Origin of the sequence: Streptococcus mitis B6, from assembly GCF_000027165.1 — a bacterium.
GTDB classification, from domain to species: Bacteria; Bacillota; Bacilli; order Lactobacillales; family Streptococcaceae; genus Streptococcus; species Streptococcus mitis_AR.
On the sequence record NC_013853.1, the window covers coordinates 1,441,198 to 1,461,603 of the forward strand.

Below are 20,406 nucleotides of genomic sequence, written 5' to 3' on the forward strand. Positions count from 1 at the left end.
ACATTTGTCAATTACAGTTATTAGTATACTCCGAAAATCTACATTTGTCAACTATGAAATTCAAATTTTTCTCTTTTTTTAAAATCTTCATTTCAAAAGTGTTTAAAACACAAGCAAAAACCTCCACATTCAGTGGAGGCAATCTCTTTTATCAATACAATTTTAAGTCACGTGGGTCAACTGGGAAGGTTGGGTTGTATGGATTGTGACGAAGTTTAAAGTGTTTGACATCTTCAATAGTCTGAGTTCCAGACAATTGCATGACTGTCTTCAATTCCGCATTCAAGTGTTCAAAGACTTGGCGCACACCGATACTACCACCGAGAGCCAAGCCATAGATAACCGGGCGACCAATAGCTACTAAGTCTGCTCCTGAAGCCAAGGCTTTAAAGACGTGTGACCACGGCGAACACCAGAGTCAAAGACAATCGGCACACGTTTGTCAACTGCTTCTGCTACTTCTTGAAGTGAGTCGAAGGCAGCTGGTCCACCGTCGATTTGACGACCACCGTGGTTGGTTACCCAGATACCAGAAGCTCCCGCAGCAAGCGAACGTTCAACATCCTCACGGCATTGTGGTCCCTTAACATAAACAGGAAGTCCTGAGTATTCAGCGATAAATTCTACATCACGTGGAGATAAGCGTTGTTTAGCTGATTTGTAAACAAAGTCCATTGATTTACCAGCACCTTCTGGTAGGTATTCTTCAACAATCGGCATGCCAACTGGGAAGACAAACCCATTACGCTTATCAACCTCACGATTACCCCCTACAGTAGCATCTGCTGTCAAGACAATCGCTTTATAACCTTCAGCCTTCACACGGTCCATGATGTGGCGGTTAATACCATCATCTTTACTAAAGTAAAATTGGAACCAATGAGGTGTCCCTTGAAGGGCTTCCGTAATTTCAGGAAGATCGACAGTAGAGTAAGAGCTGGTTGTATAAAGAGAACCAAACTCATGCACACCACGCGCAGTCGCCACTTCACCTTGTTCATTTGCCAATTTATGCGCCGCAACAGGCGCCATAATGATTGGTGAAGACAATTTTTCACCTGCAAATTCAATCTCTGTACTTGGATTTTCAACATCACAAAGCGTATGCGGAACGATGAGTTTGTGGTTAAAGGCACGGATATTCTCACGTAAAGTGAAAGTATCTTCCGCTCCACTAGCGACATAGCCAAATGCTGCTTTAGGAATAACTTGTTGCGCCATTGGCTCCAAATCATAGGTATTGATGAAATCTACATGCCCTTCTGCATTGCTTGTTTTGTATGACATAAAATGCCCTCCTTAATAAGTAAGCGTTTGCTTTGTATATTACAAAAATATCTTAACTCTTTTTTCAAAACTTTTCAAATATTTTGTTTGGAAATTTCAGAAATTTTATGTCTATGATAAAAAATCCTTATAACGGCAATAAAAAATAGATATTATCCAAAGGAACTTTTAAGTGCTACAATAACTGTATTATTTCTAGATAGGAGGTTCTATTTTTGGATTGGTCCATTGTTGAACAATATCTACCACTATATCAAAAGGCATTTCTTCTGACCTTGCATATTGCAGTTTGGGGTATTCTGGGATCCTTTCTGCTCGGCTTAATCGTTAGTATCATCCGGCATTACCGCATCCCTGTTTTGGCGCAAGTAGCGACAGCCTATATTGAATTGTCACGCAATACGCCCCTTTTGATTCAACTCTTCTTTCTCTACTTCGGACTTCCCCGAATCGGGATTGTCCTATCTTCAGAAGTCTGTGCCACTTTAGGACTGGTCTTTTTAGGAGGCTCCTATATGGCAGAATCTTTCCGAAGTGGGCTGGAAGCCGTCAGTCAAACCCAGCAGGAGATTGGCCTAGCCATCGGTCTGACACCTGTACAGGTCTTTCGCTATGTGGTTCTTCCGCAAGCAACAGCGGTGGCCCTACCGTCTTTTAGTGCCAATGTCATTTTCCTCATCAAGGAAACCTCTGTTTTCTCAGCAGTAGCTTTGGCCGACCTCATGTACGTCGCCAAAGACTTGATTGGACTCTACTATGAAACAGACATCGCGCTTGCTATGTTGGTAGTTGCTTATCTAATCATGCTGCTACCTATCTCACTGGTCTTTAGCTGGATAGAAAGGAGGCTACGCCATGCAGGATTCGGGAATCCAAGTACTCTTTCAGGGAAATAATCTCCTGAGAATCTTACAGGGATTGGGTGTTACGATTGGCATATCTATCCTGTCTGTCCTCTTATCCATGATGTTCGGAACAGTCATGGGAATCATCATGACCTCCCATTCTAAAATCGTACGATTTTTAACACGATTGTATCTGGAATTTATCCGTATCATGCCCCAACTGGTGTTGCTCTTCATCGTTTACTTTGGCTTAGCTCGAAACTTTAATATCAATATCTCAGGTAAGACTTCAGCTATTATCGTCTTTACCCTCTGGGGAACAGCTGAAATGGGGGACTTGGTCCGTGGAGCTATCACTTCCCTTCCTAAACATCAGTTTGAAAGTGGACAGGCGCTCGGCTTGATCAATGTTCAACTTTACTACCACATTATCATCCCACAGGTTTTGAGAAGACTGCTACCGCAGGCCATTAACCTTGTCACTCGGATGATCAAAACCACTTCCTTGGTTGTCTTGATTGGGGTTGTTGAAGTGACCAAGGTTGGACAACAAATCATTGATAGCAATCGCCTGACCATCCCAACTGCTTCCTTCTGGATTTATGGAACCATTCTAGTCTTGTATTTCGCAGTCTGTTTCCCTATTTCCAAACTATCCACTCACCTAGAAAAACATTGGAGGAACTAAATGTCTGAAACTATTTTAGAAATCAAGGAACTAAAAAAATCCTTCGGAGACAATCCCATCCTCCAAGGACTTTCTCTAGATATCAAAAAAGGGGAAGTTGTGGTTATTCTGGGGCCATCTGGTTGTGGAAAAAGTACCCTCCTTCGTTGCCTCAATGGCTTAGAAAGTATTCAAGGTGGAGATATCCTACTGTATGGTCAGTCTATCGTTGAAAATAAAAAAGACTTTCACCTGGTTCGCCAAAAGATTGGCATGGTCTTTCAAAGCTATGAACTCTTTCCCCATCTGGATGTCCTACAAAACCTCATCCTAGGCCCTATCAAGGCTCAGGGAAGGGACAAGAAAGAAGTGACAGAGGAAGCTTTGCAATTACTGGAGCGTGTCGGTTTACTAGATAAACAACATAGCTTTGCGCGTCAATTATCTGGTGGACAGAAGCAACGGGTTGCAATTGTTCGTGCCCTCCTCATGCATCCAGAAATCATCCTTTTTGACGAAGTGACTGCTTCGCTGGATCCAGAAATGGTGCGTGAGGTTCTAGAACTTATCAATGATTTGGCCCAAGAAGGCCGTACCATGATTTTAGTAACCCATGAAATGCAGTTTGCCCAAGCTATTGCCGATCGGATTATCTTCCTTGACCAAGGAAAAATCGCTGAAGAAGGAACAGCTCAAGCCTTCTTTACCAATCCTCAAACCAAACGAGCTCAGGAATTTTTAAACGTCTTTGACTTTAGCCAATTTGGCTCATATTTATAAAGGAGATTCTTATGAAACTATTCAAACCACTCTTAACTGTTTTGGCACTTGCCTTCGCCCTTATCTTTGTCACAGCTTGTAGCTCAGGTGGAAATGCGGCTTCATCGTCTGGTAAAACCACTGCCAAGGCTCGCACAATCGATGACATCAAAAAAAGCGGTGAACTACGAATCGCCGTATTTGGAGATAAAAAACCGTTTGGTTACGTTGACAATGACGGTTCTTACCAAGGTTATGATATTGAACTTGGGAACCAATTAGCACAAGACCTTGGGGTGAAGGTTAAATACGTTTCAGTCGACGCTGCCAACCGTGCGGAATACTTGATTTCAAACAAGGTGGATATTACCCTTGCCAACTTTACAGTAACTGACGAACGCAAGAAACAAGTTGATTTTGCCCTTCCTTACATGAAAGTTTCTCTGGGTGTCGTATCACCAAAGACTGGTCTCATTACAGATGTCAAACAATTGGAAGGTAAAACTTTGATTGTTACAAAAGGAACGACTGCTGAGACTTATTTTGAAAAGAATCATCCAGAAATCAAACTCCAAAAATACGACCAATACAGTGACTCTTACCAAGCTCTTCTTGACGGACGTGGAGATGCCTTCTCTACTGACAATACGGAAGTCCTAGCTTGGGCGCTTGAAAACAAAGGATTTGAAGTAGGCATTACTTCCCTCGGTAATCCAGATACCATTGCGGCAGCCGTTCAAAAAGGCAACCAAGAATTGCTAGACTTCATCAATAAAGATATTGAAAAATTAGGTAAGGAAAACTTCTTCCACAAGGCCTATGAAAAAACACTCCACCCAACCTACGGTGACGCTGCTAAAGCAGATGACCTAGTTGTTGAAGGTGGAAAAGTTGATTAGTCATTAACTCTTAAAAGGGACTGGAGTTTAAGCTCCAATCCCTTTTTAAGATTTTACCTATAACATTCTGAGTCTATCTAAGATGTTCAATCTGAACACAGTGTACATACTTTATCTTCTATTGAATATACTTTATCACATAAGATACGAATATCCTCTTCACTATGACTAGCAATCAAAATTGTTGTTCCTTTTTCACTAGAGAGCTTTCTAAACAATGTTCTCATATTTTCTACACTTGATTTATCCAAGGCATTCATAGGTTCATCTAGTAAAAGAATAGAGGGATTCTCCATAATTGCTTGAGCAATCCCTAGCTTTTTCCTCATACCTAGCGAATAAGTTTTAACTTTCTGGTCTTTTTGCTCATATAGACCAACTATTTTCAGTGTATCATTGATTTCCTGATTACCAACTACTCCTCGTATGCTTGCCAAATATTGTAAATTCTTAAAGCCACTATAATAATTTATAAAACCAGGTTCTTCAATCAAAGCTCCCAAATTAGCTGGAATTTTTCTCTCAGGAACAATATTTTCCCCATTGATTAACACTTCTCCATAAGACGGACTATATAAACCAGCTATTAATTTAAACAATACACTTTTCCCTGAGCCATTCGCACCAGTAATTCCTATAATTTCCCCCTGTTTACAACTAAAATTAAGGTTTTGAAAAACACATGTTTTTTTTAATTCCAACTGAATATTTTTTAATGTAATTATTTCATTCATTCTATAAACCTCCTCTTTTGACGAGTGAAATAGAAAATGCTTTTAAAAAGAAAGACTAAAAATAGCAACTGAAGAAATAGATCTCGTCCTATATCTCCATTTCCTCTATTCAGAATATAAAATAGATAATTGGTTCGATTCCCCACAAATAAACTGCCAAACACAATCATGAGTAAAAAGAAGCTAACACAAGAAAAGTTCATTTGCTCATTCGCTCCTAGTATGTATAACGTAAAGCAAAGCAAGGATAGCACACAAACATTCAAAAAATCAACTATAAACAAAACTCCTATATCCCAGTTTGGTAACTGTAACATAAATTGAATCACTAGAACTTTTACCATGATTAAAACGAGTCCATAAAGAAAACAGGTCCAAATCTGATACCTCATCCAGAGCTTAATAGAAGAAAATCGAATCACTTCCATAAAGAAATCGGATGCTCTTCTACGATATACAACTGCTAGAAAAAATGCATGAATAATAAACCAATGAAGCAACCATATAGATAAGACTAAAAAAGAGTTTTGACTCAGATTAGGCCCTTTTAAAATTTCTATAACAAGTCTATCATTTCCTTCTAACCAATACCATAATCCTAAACAAATCAATATCCAAAAAAGAACATAACCCCAAAAGTACTTGGTATAGATTATCTGATTCAACCTCCACATGTGACTACTTAACTTTCCCATTTCCAACTTTTACACTCTCCTCCAGTTTCTATGAACAGAAAATACAGTCAATGGAATTATGATAGATAGTAATGTAAGCCAATAAATCAATGCATACGGATTGGAATTTACCATATACTGAAAAATTGGCAATAATCCAATTATCCCATTGTTCAACTGATAAATCCAGAATAAGGATTCTACAAATAAAAAAGTAAACAGAAATACTAAGCTCATGTTTGATTTTTTAAACCAAGAAAAACTGCTAATAGTAAGTAAGGATAAAAAGAAATAGTATGCTATATAAGAGAAAAAAAATCCTATAAAGAAACTAGCATTGTTTGCAATACTTATACCATAAAATTCTCTTAAAAAATCAACCTCCTTTATCTCCAAAGAGAAGCTAAAACCATTACTAAATGCAATTAGAAAAATCAATAAAAATAAAGTCGCCGTCCAAATCCCCGTACTAAGAGCTGCTAATTTGAAACTAAAACTGGTAAAGTGCTTAATTGATTTCAGACGAATGCGGCACTCCAACCTATTAAAATAGTTATTCATCAAATGAAAAAAGAATAATATATATGTGAACGGAAAGCAATATACTCCAGTCGTAATATCTTGAAGTAAGACTAAGAGCCATTCTAATACATTTGGATGGATTGAATATTGGCGACATCGCAGTAAATATACTGTACTAGATAAAATACAGGATAGCAGTAATATAAAATAAACCAATACTGCTAAAAAATCTTTTTTGTAAAATTGAACAAATTGTTTCATTATACGTAGTCCTCTGAATGTAGAAAAAATGTACCATAAACAACCAAACAACTAACAAATAAAATAAAAGCAAGATGCCCACTAACTAAGGAAAGACTGATATCTTTCTGATATCCCAAAGCTAATGTTGTCACAGGTTCTAAGTAAGATAGCTCTAAAATACCCCAAAAAATACCCCCAACCATCATATAGGCAACTGGGATGAAAATAGCTCCTAATTTTTTCTTCACTAGCAAAGCACTAGCTAGTCCAAAAATAGAGAACACAGCGCCCCAAACTCCATACCAGAGAGTCGTTACAAGACTATAGAGAAACTGATTAGAATCAAATAATTCTTTTAAGGCACCACTATAGTCTCCAATATAAATTTCCTGATAAGGAGTCACTAAAAGATTAATTCCTAATAATAATAAATAGGGGAGAAAAAAGACTAGAAAAGAAGAAATAATTACAGTACTACCAACAATAGCCAGATACTTCTTTTTAGAAATTCGACACAATTGTGCTGTTAGAAAATGACTCTCAGCATCCTCTATTATCTGACCAGAATAGGGCAGTGTACAGATAAGTGCAGCTACTAGGCTAATCGGTGAAAATCCTCTAATAGAAGAAGCGGCAAAAAAAATCGATAAACCTTCAATTTTATAAATACCATTGAAAGCAAGGAAATTTCCTAAACTCATGCAAAGAAGGGTCAAAAATAAAGACATATAAAACCGAGGTGATTTAACGACTCGTACAAGATTACAAATAAAAAATTCCATCCCAACTCCTCCTTATAATAAGAATAGGGTGTAGCATTCTTTTTTCATGCTACACCCACAATCAACCATCTTTAAGGCTTACTCTGACAAGTAAGTTAATAAGAATCTGGACTCCAAGAACCTGAAGTATGAATTCTTACATGATTTCCAAACTGTGGCGCCATAGCTAATCTAGTATCAGAACCAATATAATTATCACCACCTCCATTATAGTACATGACAATCCTAGAGCCAGAACTCAATTGATACATTGGAGTGATATCTGCCCCACTATAGGCGCTACGAATAGAGGTATTTAACGTTTTACCGCCACCAGTGCTGTCATTATTATTAATTCCAGCAGAGGCGTTTTCTTTCTCAAGCGCACTAGTTGTATCCGAACCAAAACGCGGCAACGTTAAATCATAACCTCCAATCTGTCTAGCTAAGACTGTAGGGAGAAACAAACTAGCTGCAATTGTAACTACGCAAAAAAGGGAATATATTTTTCTTCTTTTCATGACATCGTCCTCCTAAGAAGTGATAAACAAGATAGTTGATTGATCAATTTGATACATATTATATTTTCATTATATCAATAAAAGAAAGCGTTGTCAATTATTTTGTTTAAAATATTGTCATATTTTAAACAAAATGGTTAAAAGAGTCTGGGACAAAAAGATTTTAATTTTAGAAATTCTTTATTATAAATTTTAAAAATCGATAGATTATAAAAAAAAGCGAACAAAACAGAATTCTGATTGTTAGATAACTCGTTTTGTTCGTTTTTTATATTTAAGGTTAGATTTTTGTCCCAGACTCGTCTCTCTTTATCTTACTGACCTAACCTTCTTGCCAATTTTCTTGGTCTTCTTTAAATCGTTTTAGGAGATCCAAGCCTTCTGGCGTGATATAGCCTTCTTCTTGGGCTAGGTGAATGAGTTCACTGTAGTTAGAAAGCGTCACAAGTTTGACACCTGCATCTGAGAAGTTCTTATCTGCTTTTGGCAATTGGTAACTGAAAATCGCTACAACTCCGAGAACCTCTGCTCCTTCTCGTTTAGCGGCTGCTACGGCCTCGAGAACAGAGCCACCTGTTGAAATAAGGTCTTCAACCACTACCATCTTTTGCCCCTGAGCTACCCGACCTTCAATTTGGTTGCCTGCTCCGTGGTCTTTTGGTTTGCTACGGATATAGGCAAATGGCAGATTCATCTTGTCAGCAATGATGGCTCCGTGAGGAATCCCTGCTGTCGCAGTTCCTGCAATCACCTCAACCTCAGGAAAGGCTTCTTTGATAGCTTCCACAAAGCCATTTTCAATTAGGGTACGAGTTTCTGGATAGGCTAGTGTCACACGATTATCAGTATAAATCGGTGACTTGATACCAGATGCCCAAGTGAAAGGCTCCTCTGGTTTGAGGTAAACGGCTTGGATTTTCAAGAGGTGGCTAGCGATATCTTTAGCAAGTGTCATGGTCTTCTCCTTTTGTTTTTCTAATCTATTCTTTAATTCTAGTCTTGGTTCCATTCATCCTTGATGGCATGATAAGCTGCAACAGGATCCTCAGCTTGGGTAATGGGACGTCCCACTACGATATAGTCACTGCCGATTTGATAGGCATCAGCAGGTGTCATGACGCGTTTTTGGTCTCCAACTGCAGCACCTGCTGGACGAATCCCCGGTGTCAGACAGATAAAATCTGGATTGGTAGCCTGCTTGATGACTTGTACTTCCTGAGCCGAGCAAACGACACCATCTAATCCCGCTTCAGCTGTCTTCTTGGCATAATGAATCACAGACTCTTGCAGGCTGGTTTGGATATTTTGAAAGTCCTGCATCTGGGCCTCTGATGTTGATGTAAGCTGAGTAACAGCAATCAATTTGGCTTGACTTCCAAGACCTTCACGCGCAGCCTTCATCATCTCTACACCACCAGCCGCATGAACATTGGTCATATCCACACCAAGCTGAGACAGGACCTTCATGGCTGATTTGACTGTATTGGGAATGTCATGAAGTTTGAGATCCAAAAAGACACTGTGACCCAGACCTTTCAAGTAAGATACAATCTCAGGACCCGTTGCGTAATAAAGCTCCATCCCTACCTTTAGATAAAGGCTTTCTTCCTCTGGAAAAAGAGCTAAAAATTCCTTGACCGCCTCAAAACTAGGAAAATCAAGAGCAATGACTGGACGATGTTCTCGCATAGGTTTCTCCTTTTACCTTTGCTAGTGAGAGAGTCTGGTCACAAGAAGCCACGAAAAAAGGAACCTGCCAACAGCAAGGTTCCACGAAAAATGGGTAGTCTCCACCCTTTCACCGTCTAACCTTAGCTGCCTCTCTGGACTGCTTTAAAGGTTTTCTATTATTCTATTATTTCTACTAGCACTTGTCAAGTAAAAACATAGTCACTAAAGAGCTATAGGAGAAAAGGTAAACCTAGCGACGCGATGAACGCTGACTTGTTTGGTTTCGATTGCTCTCTTCCTCTTGTTTTTTCTTTTCTTCTTCTAAACGTTTACGTTCTTCTTCCTGCTTTTTCTCGGCTTCCTTAGCCTCTTGTTTAGCTTTCTCCTCAGCCTCCATAATTAATTTATCCGCCACAGTGTAACTGTAAATTCCAGCTTCCATGTCGACCACACTCGGTTCTGACAATTGAGGCTTAATCTTACTGTAATATGGCAATTTCTTACTCATTTCAGATAGAGGAACCAAGACTTCGTCCGAATCATTCATAGTCAATCGAATTAAATCTGAAGTCACCTTGCTTGGGGCTAGGTCCACCTTTTGGATAGCAGCCTTAAGTTCTGGGCTAATTTGAGCAAGTTCTGAGACAAAAGCCTTGATTTGTTCACTATCATTAAAGAGAACAGATAAATAAGTTTCTGGTAGACTGACCAAACTCACAGCACTGGTCTCAAGCTGACCGCTGGAAAGAATAGGATAATGATTTTCACCAGAAACATAGTAGGCCACAATATCATATTCCTTGACCTTGATGGTGAACTTAGTTGGAAATTGATAAACAAGCTGAGCTGATTCCACCCAATAGTTAGACTTGATCTGCTCTTCATATTTTGCCTTATCTAGCAGAAGGTTAATCGTATAATCCGAATCCTGAATGCCCGAAGCCTGTCGAATATCATCAGCCGTAGTTTGAACCGTTCCCTCAACACGGATATCCTTCATGGTCGCATAAGGACTGAGTAAGTAGGCAGAGACAATCAATAAAAGCAGACTTGGAAATAAAATCGTGAAGGCTCGCAAGATATGGAGGCCAGGAATCTTTGCTTTGGTTGCTTTTTCCTTTTTAGCAAGATTTTTATCCTGTTCCTCCTTCTCTTTAGACCCTGATTCTTCTATCTCTTCTTCCTCTTTGTCACCCTCTGAAGATTCTACTTTTTCTTCAGACTCTCCCTTAGCTGATTCTGGGTCCTCTGGATTAGATTCACTCTCTCGGTCCCCAGTTTCATCTGACTCTTCAGATTTTGAAGCCATTCGAGCCTGTCTTTCCTTTTCCTTCTCCTCAGCTAGGGCTGCCTCTTCTTCAGCCTTCTTTTTTAGGTATTCTTGGTTTCGTTTCTGCCATTCTGATAACTCTTTAAATTCTTCGAGGATTTCTTTGCCCTCATTTTTCTTATCTTTTGACATTTACTTTCCTTATGATAAATCGTTTTTCAATAGTTGATAAAAATCTGCTAGAGATTTCAATTCCTTAGAAGCCTTCATATTAGCCTGATAGTCTTCCTTGTGACTTAGTAAGTGAGAAAGCTTCTCTTCCAAACTGTCCAAGGTCAAATCGCTTTCTTGAAGCTCTTCTGCATAGCCTTTTTTTACAAAGTAAGCTGCATTTTCAATCTGGTCTCCACGACTAGCTTCACGACCAAGCGGCACAATGACATGTAATTTTGCCATGGCCAAGAGCTCAAAAATCGTATTGGCGCCACCACGTGTCACAACAATATCAGCCAATTCCATCAAGGGTTGATAGAGATTGGTCACATAGTCAACACGAAGGAGATTTTGACTCAACTCGTTCAGACTAGAATCTCCAGTTAGATTGATAATATTGTAGCGCTCGGTTAGTTCTTTCTTATGGTCTGTCACCAATTGGTTAAAGACACGAGCGCCTGCAGAACCACCGACAAACAATACAGTTGGTAATTGGGGATTAAAGTGGGTTTGAATATCCACCAATTCATCGGGTTCTAGAGTTTTTTGATCTGAAACCTTTGTCACCGCTCCCACATGCTCAACCTTAGACAAACTTGAAGCTTGCTCAAAGGTTGAATACATCTTCGTCGCAAATTTATAGGCGATTTTATTGGCCAAGCCCATAGATAGGTCAGATTCGTGAAGAAAGACAGGCACTCCTGACACACGCGCAGCGATAACAGGCGGTACTGAGACAAAGCCTCCCTTTGAAAAAAGGGCCTGTGGACGAAGTCGCAACATGATAAAGAGAGATTGGACAATTCCCCAGCCAACTTTGAAGACATCCAGCATATTTTGCCAAGAGAAATAACGACGCAATTTTCCAGTCGCAATGGAATGGAAGGTAACATCTAGACCCGACTTGAGGATTTCTTGGTGTTCAATGCCACGCTTGTCTCCGATATAGTGGACTTCCCAGCCATCTTCGATGAACTTGGGCATTAACAAAAGGTTGAGGGTCACGTGTCCAACCGTCCCCCCACCTGTAAAGACAATTTTTTTCATATTATTCCTTTAACTCCGCTACTGTGTCGATAAAGAGGTCGCCACGTACTTCAAAGTTAGCATACATATCCCAGCTGGCATTGGCAGGACTGAGAAGAACCACGTCTCCTTGAGTCGCAAGTTCATAGGCTTTGCGGGTCGCATCTGCAATATCAGTCGCATCCACATATGCCACACCAGCCTTGTCTGCTGCCCGTTTAACACGTTCTGCAGACTGACCCAGGATGACCATCTTCTTGAGTCCAGTAATGTCTGGAACCAATTCGTCAAACTCATTGCCACGGTCCAAACCACCTGCAATCAAAATGACCTTGCTGTTGTCAAATCCTGACAAGGCTTTTTGAGTTGCCAAGATATTGGTTGACTTGCTATCATTATAGAATTTGACACCCTTGATTTCATCCACAAATTGGAGACGGTGTTTGACACCACCAAAGGCTGAAAGAGTTTCTTTGATGGTTTGGTTGTCTACACCACGAAGCTTGGCTACCACAATCGTCGCAAGGGCATTTTCTACATTGTGGCTACCTGGAACTCCGATTTCATTCGCTGCCATGACCACTTCCCCACGGAAGTAGAGCTGACCATCTTCTAAATAAGCTCCATCAACCTTTTCCTGTGTTGAAAATGGTACAACTGTAGCTTGTGTTTTTCTTGCCAATTCTTTTGCCAAGTCTTGGTTAAAGTTCAAGACAAGGAAATCAGCCGCTGTCATCTTGTTCTGGATATTCCACTTGGCTGCTACATACTCTTCAAACGAGCCATGGTAGTCGATATGAGTTGGCATGAGGTTAGTAATAACCGCAATCTCAGGATGGAATTCTTGAACGCCCATCAATTGGAAAGAAGAAAGTTCCATGACAAGCGTATCCTTGTCTGTCGCAGTTTGGGCCACTTGACTAGCTGGATAGCCGATATTCCCTGATAAGAGACCATGTTGACCAGCAGCAGTCAAGACTTCTCCAATCATAGTCGTTGTAGTTGTTTTACCATTGGAACCAGTAATACCAACAATCGGTGCTTCTGAAATCAAGTAAGCCAATTCCACCTCAGTCAAGACTGGAATTCCCTTGGCCAAAGCCTTTTCAATCATAGGATTGCTGTAAGGGATACCTGGATTTTTTACCATGAGGGCAAACTCTTCATCCAAAAGTTCCAAAGGATGGCCACCTGTGATAACCTTGATTCCTTCCTCCAGCAAACTTTGGGCAGCTGGATTGTCCTCGAAAGGTTTTCCGTCATTTACTGTCACAATGGCACCTAGCTTGTCTAACAAACGAGCTGCAGATTCACCAGACTTGGCCAAACCTAAAACAAGGACTTTCTTATTTTTAAATTGATCTATTACTTTCATGTCTCGAACTCCATTTCTACTCTTACTATTTTACCATTTTTATGGAAATAAAAAAGCCACAAAGTGTGTTTGTGACTCTTTCTTCTAACTGATACTCTTCGAAAATCTCTTCAAACCACGTCAGCTTCGCCTTGCCGTATATATGGTTACTGACTTCGTCAGTTTCATCTACAACCTCAAAGCAGTGCTTTGAGCAGCCTGCGGCTAGCTTCCTAGTTTGCTTTTTGATTTTCATTGAGTATGAATCTCGCCATATCATCTATGTGATAAATCGGTAACTCGAATAACTTGGTCCACTTGCTCCCAAATCAGAGGATTGTGGGTCGCAATAATAATAGTTCGATTCGGATTTTTTAAAGATTCTAGGATAGAAAGTAATTCCTCAGAGTTTTTGGGGTCTAAGGAAGCGGTTGGTTCATCTGCGAGGATCAAAGGTGGATCCTTTAAAATTATCTTCGCTAATGCAACACGTTGTGCTTCTCCTCCTGATAATTCAAAGATAGGTTGCTTTAAATCTAAATAAGAGAGGTTAACACGGTTTAGAGCTTGTTTCATCAAAGAGATTTTCTCTTTTTCTTTCAACTTTTTACCAACTAAACCCAGATTGAGATTCTCTTTGACGGTTTGACTTTCAATCAAGCCAAAATCTTGAAATAGGTAACCTAAGTAATCTCTAAAGAAAACAGAAGGCTTGATGTCCTTAAGAGAGGTGCCATCATAGATGATTTGCCCTTTGTCATATGGCTCTAATCGTCCAATCATATTCAAAAGTGTTGTCTTACCACAGCCACTTGTACCGATTAAGGCATAAATTTTCCCACCTTCAAAATGAAGATTCGTATCTGAAAATAGCTGACGGCTTCCAAACTTTTTAGATATATTCTTTAGTTCAATCATCCTATTTTCCTTTCATAATTGTCATAGAAACACGAGATTCTTTCTGCGCTTGACGGTAAAGCGTCAAAACTGCACTAGCTAGAAAGACTAATAAAGTGAGCAAGCCAATCACCAAGTCTCGACTGCTTAAAATAAAGAGACTAGCACCAAATACAAAACTGGCAAATTGGCTAACCATATACTGAGCATGTGTTTCAAAAAATCGTAAACCTGAAATTCGTTTAATCAAGATATCTCGGCGGAATTGCTCGAAATATAGCAGATTGACAGAATAAAAGAGTAACAAGGAACTAGCTATCCCAACAATAGCTCCTAGGATTAAAGTTGCTGTTTCAGTTTGAACTTCATTATAACGAGTTAGATAAACACTTCTTCCTTCTTTAAGATAGGATACTTGCTCATAAATTCCAGCTTTCTTCAAGAGAGCTAGCCCACTCTCATATCCTTTTATAAAGAGTTGTTTTCCAGCATTGATAGACCAAATAGATTTTGAAATGATACTATCACCTGTAGATGTTGGAGTAAATACAACTAAAATCGGATCGGTTAAGTACTGGATGGATACTGGACTTTCACCGTTATTATAAATAAATCGCTTTTCTCCAGTTGGAAGATAGCTAACAATCGCTCTCATTTCATACTCTAAAGGAGCACTTGCCTCCTCACCAGATTTTCCATAATAACTCAATTTTTCTTCAAAAACTTTCTTAAGTTCTGCTTCCTGTGAACGAAGAGATTCTGGTAATAAGAGTCCAAATTCCCCTTTTTGAAGATGAGCTAGTTTCTGTCTAGTCTCATCATTTACAGCCACATTTTCCTTATCCAAATAACTGGGACTAACATAGAGCGTATTAGCATCTGGACTATAGGTATCCAGTGTCTCTCCCTGTTCATTTTTTCCTTGAGGATTTGCAAAATGAATGAGATTATCTTTTACAAATAGAGCCTGTTCTTTTTCAACTGCTTCTTTGGAAAATTCATACCACTTATTCTGATTTTCTGTATCTTTTCCTCTATCACCTAAGCCAAAAGAAATTTGATAATAGTCTGCTCTGTCCTGCCATGCTTGTTTTGAAATTTCAAGTTCTTTCAATCGTTGGTAAGACGTCAAACCTGTCTTAACAGCGTAGCCTACTGTAAAAACAGCAACCAACTGACACAATAGGGTTAAAGCCATCAAGCGTTTAAGGGGTAATCTTCCCTTAATAACGGGAACTAATGCTTTGTAACTCAAACTCATTAGATAAAGGAGCATTAGTAAAATTGAAATCGCCAATAAAAACAACAGATAGAAACTAATCCCAAAACCATAGGTGGCTAACAAGATAGGATAAAACAAACCTTGACTAAAAAGAACGACTCCCCCACCTAGGAAGGAAAGGAGGGCTGATAGAAGGAGCCATTTGATATCAGTAGATAAAGAATGCCCCATGATGGATAAGAGAGTCTGACCAGAAAAGAGTTTTATACCTGCTGCTCTCATTTCCTTAATCCGAGTAATAATCACCAGAGCAAAGAAAGATAAGCCAAATATTGCTAAACTAATTAAAATAAGGGGAATTAGTAACATTCTAAAAGCAAGAGAATAGGGCGGCGTCTTTCGGTCAGCAATTGCTTTATAACCCAAATCTCCTAACTTATCGGCTAGCTTTTCTTTCGTCAAGGAGCCTGATAAAAGGAGATAACTATTTAGCGGATCACTACGTTCACGACTTTCTTGACTAGCTTCTTGGAATTCTTTTGGTAAAGTTCCCTGACCATAAGTTGCATAAGCAAAGTGAGTCGTTCCATCCTTACTCGGCTCTACGATTCTTCTAGCTATTAAACTCTGTTCTGAGTTTGCAAACTTCTCCAATTCCTGTTCAAATACCTCACGCGTCGGTTCCTGAGTATCTTTTTTGACACGAAGTAAAGAGACGGAATCATAGCTTGCATATAAATATTGTGGAGCACGTAAGACAATAATCCAAGCAAGGAAGAAGCTGAGAAAAAAAGTTGATAATAATATGAATAGTTTCTTCATAGTAGACTCCTTGTATAAGAGAATAACTCTATAGAAAAAGATTTTATCTTTTATAAATTCTTAGAATTATTTGCTTAGTTTAATCCATTACACCCTGAGCACCAAGACAACAAATTTAATTCTTTCTTATTTTGAAATCGGTTTCTTATAACTTAAGTATATCACTTTCTATCTAATCTATCAACATATTTTACTAAGATATCATTAGTAATGAAGTTTTACAATTTCCTAAAAATAGATGACATTAGCGAATTTTATTCCAGTTTTCACCTTCATACTTTACAAGCAAAAGAAATGATGTTATAGTAAAAGGCATTTCAAACTATTGTAAAATTTCTACAAAAAAAGGCTCTATAATATTTGTAGTGGGTAAATCCCCTATAGGTATTATGGAGCCTATTTTGTTGTAGAAAAAAAGTCCCATAAGATCTATAATGAAAAGTGACCAAACAACTCATTAGAAAGATTCATATGGAACAATTACATTTTATCACAAAACTACTAGACATTAAAGACCCTAATATCCAAATTATGGATGTTGTTAATAGGGATACCCACAAAGAAATCATCGCTAAACTAGATTGTGAGGCCCCATCTTGTCCTGATTGCGGAAGTCTAATGAAGAAATATGACTTTCAAAAACCGTCTAAGATCCCTTACCTCGAAACAACTGGTATGCCTACTAGAATTCTCCTTAAAAAACGCCGTTTTAAGTGCTATCAGTGCTCAAAAATGATGGTTGCTGAGACTCCTCTAGTAAAGAAAAATCATCAAATCCCTCGTATCATCAACCAAAAAATTGCTCAGAAGCTGATTGAAAAAACTTCCATGACCGATATTGCTCATCAGTTGTCTATTTCAACTTCAACTGTCATTCGAAAGCTCAATGACTTCCGTTTTAAGTATGATTTTTCTCATCTTCCAGAGATTATATCTTGGGATGAGTACTCCTTTACAAAGGGAAAGATGAGTTTCATTGCACAAGATTTTGAAAAGCTCAATATCATCACTGTTCTTGAGGGCAGAACACAAGCTATCATCCGGAATCACTTCCTTCGCTACGATAGAGCCGTTCGTTGTCAGGTGAAAATCATTACTATGGATATGTTTAGTCCTTATTATGACTTGGCTAAACAGCTTTTTCCGTGTGCTAAAATCGTTCTAGATCGTTTCCATATTATCCAACATCTTAGCCGTGCTATGAGTCGTGTGCGTGTCCAAATCATGAATCAGTTTCATCGAAAATCCCATGAATATAAGGCTATCAAACGCTACTGGAAACTCATCCAACAAGATAGTCAGAAACTCAGCTATAAACGTTTTTATCGCCCTACTTTTCGCATGCACTTGACGAATAAAGAAATTCTAGACAAGCTTTTGAGCTATTCAGAAGACTTGAAACACCACTACCATCTCTATCAACTTTTGCTTTTTCACTTTCAGAACAAGGAGTCTGAGAAATTCTTTGGACTCATTGAGAACAATCTGCAGCTAGTTCATCCTCTTTTTCAGACTGTTTTTAAAACCTTTCTAAAGGACAAAGAGAAAATTGTCAACGCCCTTCAACTACCCTATTCTAACGCCAAATTGGAAGCGACTAATAATCTCATCAAACTTATCAAACGAAAGGCCTTTGGATTTCGGAACTTTGAAAACTTCAAAAAACGGATTTTTATCGCTCTGAACATCAAAAAAGAAAGGACGAATTTTATCCTTTCTCGAGCTTAGCTGACTTCAACCCACTACAGTTGACAAAGAGCCCAAAAAAAGAGAGCCAAAACTCTCTTTTATCTTCTTTTACTTTTATGGACCGACATGAGGGTAATATCTCGCAAGCTAAAGTATGCTAGGAAGAGCATGGCGATTGCGATAAAGAATTCTGTCGGTAGCTGAAAGATTTGCAGAACTGACAACATCAGCAAAATCAAAAGTGCTACAAAAGCAAAGACGACAAGGACGATATTGACTGTCCCTTTAATGCTTTCTGGTGTCGCAAATACATAGAGTAGCAATAAGAGGATTCCTATGATTAAATAAACCATCTTTATCTCTTTCTAGCTCTTATTCAGCTGATTTTTTCTTCTTGTTAGCTTTCTCACGCTCTGCCTTGTTAAGGATTTGTTTACGCAAACGGATAGACTCAGGCGTTACTTCCATGTACTCATCGTCGTTCAAGAACTCAAGAGACTCTTCAAGTGTCAAGATACGAGGAGTCTTAATAACAGCTGTTTGGTCCTTAGTAGCTGAACGGACGTTAGTCATTTGTTTTGCCTTAGTGATGTTAACTGTCAAGTCGTTTTCACGAGAGTTTTCACCGATGATCATTCCTTCGTAAACCTCAGTACCTGGGTTGACAAAGATTGTTCCACGTTCTTCGATAGACATGATTGAGTAAGTTGTAGCCTTCCCAGCATCGATAGAAACAAGGGCACCACGGTGACGTCCACCAATTTCCCCTGGAATCAATGGCAAGTATTGGTCGAAGGTATGGTTCATGATACCGTAACCACGAGTCATTGACAAGAACTCAGTTGAGTATCCAATCAAACCACGCGCTGGAACAAGGAAGACCAAACGAGTTTGACCATTACCAGTTGAAATCATATCTAACATTTCACCCTTACGTTCAGAAAGGCTTTGGATAACAGATCCTTGGTATTCTTCTGGAGTGTCGATTTGAACACGTTCAAATGGCTCACATTTAACACCATCGATTTCTTTTACGATAACCTCTGGACGAGATACTTGAAGTTCATAACCCTCACGACGCATTGTTTCGATAAGGATTGACAAGTGCAATTCTCCACGTCCTGAAACAGTCCATTTATCTGGTGAATCAGTTGGGTCAACACGAAGGGAAACGTCTGTTTGCAATTCTGCCTGCAAGCGTTCTTCCACCTTACGAGAAGTCACCCATTTACCTTCTTTACCAGCAAATGGTGAGTTGTTGACCAAGAATGTCATTTGAAGAGTTGGCTCATCGATGTGTAGGATTGGAAGAGCTTCAATTGCATCTGTCGGAGTAATAGTTTCACCGACAAAGATATCTTCCATACCTGAAACGGCAATCAAGTCACCCGCTTTAGCTTCCTGGATTTCACGACGTTCCAAACCAAAGAAACCGAAGAGTTTTGTAACACGGAAGTTCTTCGTTGTACCATCTAGTTTAGAAAGGGTAACTTGGTCCCCAACCTTAACAGTACCACGGAAGACACGACCGATACCGATACGTCCAACGAAGTCGTTGTAGTCCAAAAGTGACACTTGGAACTGCAAAGGCTCATCTGAGTTATCTACTGGAGCTGGGATGTGGTCAATAATCGTGTCAAAGATTGGCGCCATAGTCGCTTCTTGGTCAGCTGGATCATCTGACAATGAAGAAGTTCCGTTGATTGCTGAAGCATACACTACTGGGAAATCAAGCTGGTCATCATCTGCACCAAGCTCGATGAAAAGTTCCAAGACTTCGTCCACTACTTCTGCTGGACGAGCTGATGGTTTATCGATTTTGTTAACAACCACAATTGGGACAAGGTCTTGTTCCAATGCTTTTTTCAATACGAAACGAGTCTGTGGCATGGTTCCTTCGTAGGCATCTACGACCAAGACAACACCGTCAACCATTTTCATGATACGCTCAACTTCTCCACCGAAGTCCGCGTGTCCTGGGGTGTCCATGATGTTGATACGAGTTCCCTTGTAGGCAACGGCTGTATTTTTAGCAAGGATGGTAATTCCACGCTCTTTTTCGATATCGTTTGAGTCCATAGCACGCTCAGCCAATTCAGTACGTGCATCAAGCGTTTCTGATTGTTTCAATAATTCGTCAACAAGGGTTGTTTTCCCGTGGTCAACGTGGGCGATAATCGCAATGTTACGGATATCTTCTCTTAATTTTGTCATGATTTCCTCTAATATTCAAAATTTATTTTCTAACTGAACGATTATACCATAATTTCAAGTAAATAACATAATTCAAGCAAGTGTAAATGTTTTCACTCTGCTTTTCTTTTCACGTC

20 protein-coding genes and 1 pseudogene are annotated in these 20,406 nt (G+C 39.3%); 5 read left to right on the plus strand and 16 right to left on the minus strand.

What is annotated here, in order from left to right:
* Positions 1 to 151: 151 nt before the first annotated feature.
* Positions 152 to 1,287 (minus strand): annotated as a pseudogene (gene lctO, locus SMI_RS07260) (L-lactate oxidase).
* Positions 1,288 to 1,502: 215 nt separating this feature from the next.
* Between lctO and SMI_RS07265 the strand changes: the two are divergent.
* Genes SMI_RS07265 through SMI_RS07280 form a run of 4 tightly spaced genes read left to right on the plus strand, consistent with a single transcriptional unit; the run spans position 1,503 to position 4,457 of the window.
* Positions 1,503 to 2,183 carry an amino acid ABC transporter permease gene (locus SMI_RS07265; protein WP_000384107.1) on the plus strand — a complete coding sequence of 227 codons (681 nt, stop codon included), beginning with the start codon at positions 1,503 to 1,505 and terminating at the stop codon, positions 2,181 to 2,183.
* Positions 2,143 to 2,820, plus strand: coding sequence for an amino acid ABC transporter permease (locus SMI_RS07270; protein ID WP_001154137.1), 678 nt, complete (start codon positions 2,143 to 2,145; stop codon positions 2,818 to 2,820). The genes SMI_RS07265 and SMI_RS07270 overlap by 41 nt, the downstream gene beginning before the upstream one ends.
* Positions 2,821 to 3,579 (plus strand): amino acid ABC transporter ATP-binding protein, encoded by a 759-nt coding sequence (locus SMI_RS07275; protein ID WP_000005000.1) that lies wholly within the window; start codon positions 2,821 to 2,823, stop codon positions 3,577 to 3,579. It abuts the gene before it with no gap.
* Positions 3,580 to 3,590: 11 nt separating this feature from the next.
* Entirely contained in the window at positions 3,591 to 4,457 is an 867-nt protein-coding gene (locus SMI_RS07280) for a cysteine ABC transporter substrate-binding protein (RefSeq protein ID WP_000765262.1), read from the plus strand.
* Between the two features lie 86 nt (positions 4,458 to 4,543).
* On the opposite strand, the gene SMI_RS07285 is transcribed toward SMI_RS07280, so the two are convergent.
* From SMI_RS07285 to SMI_RS07345, 13 genes are all read right to left on the minus strand, one after another.
* The gene (locus SMI_RS07285) at positions 4,544 to 5,191 is read right to left on the minus strand and encodes an ABC transporter ATP-binding protein (protein ID WP_001002574.1); all 648 of its coding nucleotides are present in this window, start codon (positions 5,189 to 5,191) and stop codon (positions 4,544 to 4,546) included.
* Positions 5,188 to 5,886 (minus strand): hypothetical protein, encoded by a 699-nt coding sequence (locus SMI_RS07290; RefSeq protein WP_000517354.1) that lies wholly within the window; start codon positions 5,884 to 5,886, stop codon positions 5,188 to 5,190. The genes SMI_RS07285 and SMI_RS07290 overlap by 4 nt, the downstream gene beginning before the upstream one ends.
* Before the next feature lie 9 nt (positions 5,887 to 5,895).
* A complete protein-coding gene (locus tag SMI_RS07295) occupies positions 5,896 to 6,648 on the minus strand; it encodes a hypothetical protein (protein ID WP_000808907.1) in 753 nt (250 codons plus the stop codon).
* On the minus strand, positions 6,648 to 7,412 hold the full coding sequence (locus SMI_RS07300) for a hypothetical protein (RefSeq protein WP_000394063.1): 765 nt from the start codon (positions 7,410 to 7,412) through the stop codon (positions 6,648 to 6,650). Before SMI_RS07300 ends, SMI_RS07295 begins: the two co-directional genes overlap by 1 nt.
* A gap of 95 nt (positions 7,413 to 7,507) precedes the next feature.
* A complete protein-coding gene (locus SMI_RS10630; RefSeq protein ID WP_000829084.1) occupies positions 7,508 to 7,912 on the minus strand; it encodes a hypothetical protein in 405 nt (134 codons plus the stop codon).
* A 322-nt stretch (positions 7,913 to 8,234) separates the two neighbouring features.
* A complete protein-coding gene (gene pyrE / locus SMI_RS07310) occupies positions 8,235 to 8,867 on the minus strand; it encodes an orotate phosphoribosyltransferase (RefSeq protein WP_000170919.1) in 633 nt (210 codons plus the stop codon).
* A 38-nt stretch (positions 8,868 to 8,905) separates the two neighbouring features.
* Entirely contained in the window at positions 8,906 to 9,601 is a 696-nt protein-coding gene (pyrF, locus tag SMI_RS07315; RefSeq protein WP_001206741.1) for an orotidine-5'-phosphate decarboxylase, read from the minus strand.
* 232 nt (positions 9,602 to 9,833) lie between these two features.
* Entirely contained in the window at positions 9,834 to 11,045 is a 1,212-nt protein-coding gene (locus SMI_RS07320; RefSeq protein ID WP_000031168.1) for a cell division protein FtsQ/DivIB, read from the minus strand.
* A gap of 9 nt (positions 11,046 to 11,054) precedes the next feature.
* Positions 11,055 to 12,113, minus strand: a complete 1,059-nt coding sequence (locus SMI_RS07325) for a UDP-N-acetylglucosamine--N-acetylmuramyl-(pentapeptide) pyrophosphoryl-undecaprenol N-acetylglucosamine transferase (RefSeq protein ID WP_000724825.1) — start codon at positions 12,111 to 12,113, stop codon at positions 11,055 to 11,057.
* Between the two features lies 1 nt (position 12,114).
* Positions 12,115 to 13,467, minus strand: coding sequence for a UDP-N-acetylmuramoyl-L-alanine--D-glutamate ligase (murD, locus tag SMI_RS07330; RefSeq protein ID WP_000863054.1), 1,353 nt, complete (start codon positions 13,465 to 13,467; stop codon positions 12,115 to 12,117).
* 25 nt (positions 13,468 to 13,492) lie between these two features.
* Entirely contained in the window at positions 13,493 to 13,702 is a 210-nt protein-coding gene (locus SMI_RS10825) for a hypothetical protein (protein ID WP_049524124.1), read from the minus strand.
* Between the two features lie 20 nt (positions 13,703 to 13,722).
* Positions 13,723 to 14,364: an ABC transporter ATP-binding protein gene (locus SMI_RS07340; RefSeq protein ID WP_000571283.1), complete on the minus strand. Its 642-nt coding sequence runs from the start codon at positions 14,362 to 14,364 to the stop codon at positions 13,723 to 13,725.
* Between the two features lies 1 nt (position 14,365).
* Positions 14,366 to 16,387: a bacteriocin-associated integral membrane family protein gene (locus tag SMI_RS07345; RefSeq protein WP_000732404.1), complete on the minus strand. Its 2,022-nt coding sequence runs from the start codon at positions 16,385 to 16,387 to the stop codon at positions 14,366 to 14,368.
* A gap of 471 nt (positions 16,388 to 16,858) precedes the next feature.
* Here SMI_RS07345 and SMI_RS07350 point away from each other — a divergent pair, with 471 nt between their 5' ends.
* A complete protein-coding gene (locus tag SMI_RS07350) occupies positions 16,859 to 18,115 on the plus strand; it encodes an ISL3 family transposase (protein WP_000436571.1) in 1,257 nt (418 codons plus the stop codon).
* Positions 18,116 to 18,174: 59 nt separating this feature from the next.
* Here the strand turns inward: SMI_RS07350 and SMI_RS07355 are convergent, their stop codons facing one another.
* Positions 18,175 to 18,429 carry a DUF3165 family protein gene (locus SMI_RS07355; protein WP_000262657.1) on the minus strand — a complete coding sequence of 85 codons (255 nt, stop codon included), beginning with the start codon at positions 18,427 to 18,429 and terminating at the stop codon, positions 18,175 to 18,177.
* Between the two features lie 19 nt (positions 18,430 to 18,448).
* Positions 18,449 to 20,290: a translational GTPase TypA gene (typA, locus tag SMI_RS07360; protein WP_000164101.1), complete on the minus strand. Its 1,842-nt coding sequence runs from the start codon at positions 20,288 to 20,290 to the stop codon at positions 18,449 to 18,451.
* Positions 20,291 to 20,406: the final 116 nt, after the last annotated feature.

Coding starts and splice junctions, on each gene's coding strand:
- SMI_RS07300 (WP_000394063.1), bottom strand. CDS start 7,412: ATGGAATTTTTTATTTGTAATCTTGTACGAGTCGTTAAATCACCTCGG.
- murD (WP_000863054.1), bottom strand. CDS start 13,467: ATGAAAGTAATAGATCAATTTAAAAATAAGAAAGTCCTTGTTTTAGGT.
- SMI_RS10825 (WP_049524124.1), bottom strand. CDS start 13,702: ATGAAAATCAAAAAGCAAACTAGGAAGCTAGCCGCAGGCTGCTCAAAG.
- SMI_RS07320 (WP_000031168.1), bottom strand. CDS start 11,045: ATGTCAAAAGATAAGAAAAATGAGGGCAAAGAAATCCTCGAAGAATTT.
- pyrF (WP_001206741.1), bottom strand. CDS start 9,601: ATGCGAGAACATCGTCCAGTCATTGCTCTTGATTTTCCTAGTTTTGAG.
- SMI_RS07275 (WP_000005000.1), top strand. CDS start 2,821: ATGTCTGAAACTATTTTAGAAATCAAGGAACTAAAAAAATCCTTCGGA.
- SMI_RS07325 (WP_000724825.1), bottom strand. CDS start 12,113: ATGAAAAAAATTGTCTTTACAGGTGGGGGGACGGTTGGACACGTGACC.
- pyrE (WP_000170919.1), bottom strand. CDS start 8,867: ATGACACTTGCTAAAGATATCGCTAGCCACCTCTTGAAAATCCAAGCC.
- SMI_RS07290 (WP_000517354.1), bottom strand. CDS start 5,886: ATGGGAAAGTTAAGTAGTCACATGTGGAGGTTGAATCAGATAATCTAT.
- SMI_RS07355 (WP_000262657.1), bottom strand. CDS start 18,429: ATGGTTTATTTAATCATAGGAATCCTCTTATTGCTACTCTATGTATTT.
- SMI_RS07280 (WP_000765262.1), top strand. CDS start 3,591: ATGAAACTATTCAAACCACTCTTAACTGTTTTGGCACTTGCCTTCGCC.
- SMI_RS07285 (WP_001002574.1), bottom strand. CDS start 5,191: ATGAATGAAATAATTACATTAAAAAATATTCAGTTGGAATTAAAAAAA.
- SMI_RS07295 (WP_000808907.1), bottom strand. CDS start 6,648: ATGAAACAATTTGTTCAATTTTACAAAAAAGATTTTTTAGCAGTATTG.
- SMI_RS10630 (WP_000829084.1), bottom strand. CDS start 7,912: ATGAAAAGAAGAAAAATATATTCCCTTTTTTGCGTAGTTACAATTGCA.
- SMI_RS07340 (WP_000571283.1), bottom strand. CDS start 14,364: ATGATTGAACTAAAGAATATATCTAAAAAGTTTGGAAGCCGTCAGCTA.
- SMI_RS07350 (WP_000436571.1), top strand. CDS start 16,859: ATGGAACAATTACATTTTATCACAAAACTACTAGACATTAAAGACCCT.
- typA (WP_000164101.1), bottom strand. CDS start 20,290: ATGACAAAATTAAGAGAAGATATCCGTAACATTGCGATTATCGCCCAC.
- SMI_RS07345 (WP_000732404.1), bottom strand. CDS start 16,387: ATGAAGAAACTATTCATATTATTATCAACTTTTTTTCTCAGCTTCTTC.
- SMI_RS07270 (WP_001154137.1), top strand. CDS start 2,143: ATGCAGGATTCGGGAATCCAAGTACTCTTTCAGGGAAATAATCTCCTG.